General features: G+C 30.9%; 3 protein-coding genes. All 3 read left to right on the top strand.

Annotated elements, in window-relative coordinates; genetic code table 11:
• Positions 1–528 precede the first annotated feature (528 nt).
• Entirely contained in the window at positions 529–1,146 is a 618-nt protein-coding gene (locus tag QZ357_RS00640; protein WP_290770687.1) for a recombinase family protein, read from the top strand.
• A 187-nt stretch (positions 1,147–1,333) separates the two neighbouring features.
• On the top strand, positions 1,334–2,698 hold the full coding sequence (locus QZ357_RS00635; RefSeq protein ID WP_290770686.1) for a hypothetical protein: 1,365 nt from the start codon (positions 1,334–1,336) through the stop codon (positions 2,696–2,698).
• A gap of 13 nt (positions 2,699–2,711) precedes the next feature.
• Positions 2,712–3,008: hypothetical protein (locus QZ357_RS00630; protein WP_290770685.1), on the top strand; the 297-nt coding region annotated here is incomplete at its 3' end.

The following is a 3,008-nucleotide window of genomic DNA, read 5'->3' as shown; positions in this document are numbered from 1 at the left end:
AAATTCATAAGCCCTCCGATAATACCCATCAAAAAAGCACCTGCCCCCAAACTTTCCGAAAACCCTACTATCAAAGGAGTCACCGTCATTGGACTTGCGAAATAAAAAAAGCTGGCAGCAAGTATTAAAATTATATCCTTGGAATAAATTTTTCTTTTCATAACTTTGACCCCTAATATAAAATATTTATTTATTCTTTTAATAGGAAAAGAGGATAAGTCAATAATCCGTCATAATAAACATTACCGTTAAAGTATATGCAAAACCGATGAAAAAATGTATATAAACACAATGTTGAATGTAATATACCATAATTTTCGACAAAAAATTTACGAATATATTCTATAAAATACAGATTTATATATAACAACTTATAAAGAAAAATAAGAAATTACAAAACATGATCTTTAAAATATAACGTCATTTCTGTACAAATAAAATAACAAAACATTTTACTTTTACAATAAAATGCTTTTTTTATTTTATGATAATTCTCATATATCCATAGTAAAGGAGGATTGATAAAAAATGGAAAAGATTTATGGATATGTACGGGTTTCAAGTATAGATCAAAATGAAGAACGACAGATTGTCGCATTAACAAAAAAGAATGTAAACTTAAAAAATATTTATACAGATAAACAGTCTGGAAAAAGTTTTGAACGTCCACAATACAGAAGACTTATAGAGAAATTAAAACAAGGAGATCTGCTTTATATTCTAAGTATTGACCGTTTAGGCAGAAACTATCTCGAAATACAGGAGCAATGGAGAATATTGACAAAAGAAAAAGGGATTGATATATGCGTCATAGATATGCCCTTATTAGACACAAGAAACGGTAAAGACTTGATGGGGACTTTTATTGCCGACCTTGTATTACAGATTTTATCCTTTGTCGCACAGAGTGAACGTGAAAATATCAAAAAAAGACAGGCACAGGGTATAAAGATAGCAAAGTCAAAAGGAATCAAATTCGGCAGACCTGAAATAAAAGTCCCTGAGAATTTTGAAGAACTCGTTCATAATTGGGAAAATAAAAAACTTTCTTTATCAGAAGTCTTGGAAGTATGTAAAATGAGCAAATCCACATTTTACAGAAAATTAAAAAAATACCATCTATTGAAAAAAAATAATCTGTTATAAGCTATCAAAAGGTACACTTTTTAAAAATTTTATTATATTTTATATTTTAAACAAAAATATTTATTTTTACAAGTGTGATTTACATTTTCTCTATTTATTTTTTGTCATTTCTGATAATTTCCATTAATTTATTCTATTCTCAAAAAGTGTACTTTTTGAGAATATTTAAAGAAAGGAATATCGAAAAATGAAAACAAATATTAAACGATTAATGTCAATTATGCTCGCTATGAGTTTAATATTACCTACCGTTTTTAATGGACATCAATCTGTTGTTTACGCAGAAGATGACATTAAAAAGGAAATCAATCAAGAAAACACAGTTGAAACAACCGATAATGATTTGCTTAATACAAATCAGGATATTGTTTCATCGGAGAGTAAAAAGAAAGAAAAAAATACTAAAGTTACGAATGCAAATCCACCATCAGATAATAATATAGTTTATGTCGCCCAAACTAATTCAGGTAATGCAACCGGAGACAGTGCTGAAAACGCAATATCTTTTATTGATGCTATGTCAAATGCAAAAGATGGTGATACTTTTATTGTCGTTAATGAAATCAATTTACCCGAGAATTGGAAAACACCTTCATGTAATATAACTATCACCGGTAATGACAAAGAAACTTCTATTTTAAAAATGGCTCAAGGCAGTACAAGCAATGGCAAAAACCCAAGTATGACTTTAAGTGGTAATTTAACATTGGATAATTTAATGTTAGATGTTGTTGAAAATTCAAGTCCATATTTAAGTTCAATGTTTGTTATTGTTGCAAACGGACACAAATTACTGATTGAAAGTGGTGTTTATACAAAGGAAGACACATCAAAATACAGTGGTAAAATTTTCGGCGGAGGCTTTTTCAGCGATATAACAGGTAACACTTACATAGAAAATAAAGGTTCATTGTTAGTTACCGATATTTATGGTGGCGGATGTGCCGGAAATGTAACAGGTGATACAAATGTTATTGTAACAGGTTTGGGACGTAAAATTTATGGAGGCGGTCTTACAATATATAAATCTTCCAATACTGCCAATGTAATTGGGAATGTAAATATCAATATAAATAATGCACAATTAACGTCTCGTCCAATAATATACGGTGGAGGAGATGCAAGTGAAGCGGATGCTATTGTAACGGGTAACGTACAGATTTATCATGGTTCCGTAAAAGACGGCGGCAAAAATATTTACGGAGCAGGTTATGCATATAAAGGGAATGCTTATGTAGGCGGTAATGTAGATATAACAGTGTCAAATTACGATATGTCTAATAATAATTCCACAATTTATGGTGGCGGTTACGGTGACAAAGAAGAAACCTCTGCCGGAGTAAAAGGAAATGTAAATATTACTTATGAAAAAGGAAATTTTGGAACTATTTATGGTGCGGGAGAAGAATATGCCGATGTATATGGAAAAACCAATATTACTCTTAAGAACAATACAGGAACTCCTGTCGTATATGGCGGCGGACAAGGAAATAAAACATATCAAGTAAAGAGTCATAAAGAGGTTGAAATAAACCTTTTGAATTCATGCTAAAGTTGACGGATTAGTGTCTGTTAATTTGTTGGGCGGAGGCGCTGAACGTACTAATAATTCCGTAGGATGTAATTTATATAACCGAATGCGTTCAAGTAATACTAACGGCAGTGATAAAGGTGAACCTAGCGATGATTTTAGAGCAATTGTTAATGTATTGGATGGTGTTAATACTATTACAACAATAAATGATTTTGAAGATATTAATATACAAAAAGGAACTTTGCTTGAACACGTAAGATATTATGACGGCAGTGGAAGTAGTTCAGACGGACCAAGAGAACTGTTTAACAATGTTGATAATGTTAAA

The sequence above is a fragment of the Anaerofustis sp. genome (assembly GCF_019420015.1).
Lineage (GTDB): Bacteria > Bacillota > Clostridia > Eubacteriales > Anaerofustaceae > Anaerofustis.
This window is presented reverse-complemented; position numbering and strand designations above follow the sequence as displayed.

What these genes read in the sequence shown, in the direction of transcription:
- QZ357_RS00640 (WP_290770687.1), top strand. Translation starts at nt 529, where the DNA reads ATGGAAAAGATTTATGGATATGTACGGGTTTCAAGTATAGATCAAAAT.
- QZ357_RS00635 (WP_290770686.1), top strand. Translation starts at nt 1,334, where the DNA reads ATGAAAACAAATATTAAACGATTAATGTCAATTATGCTCGCTATGAGT.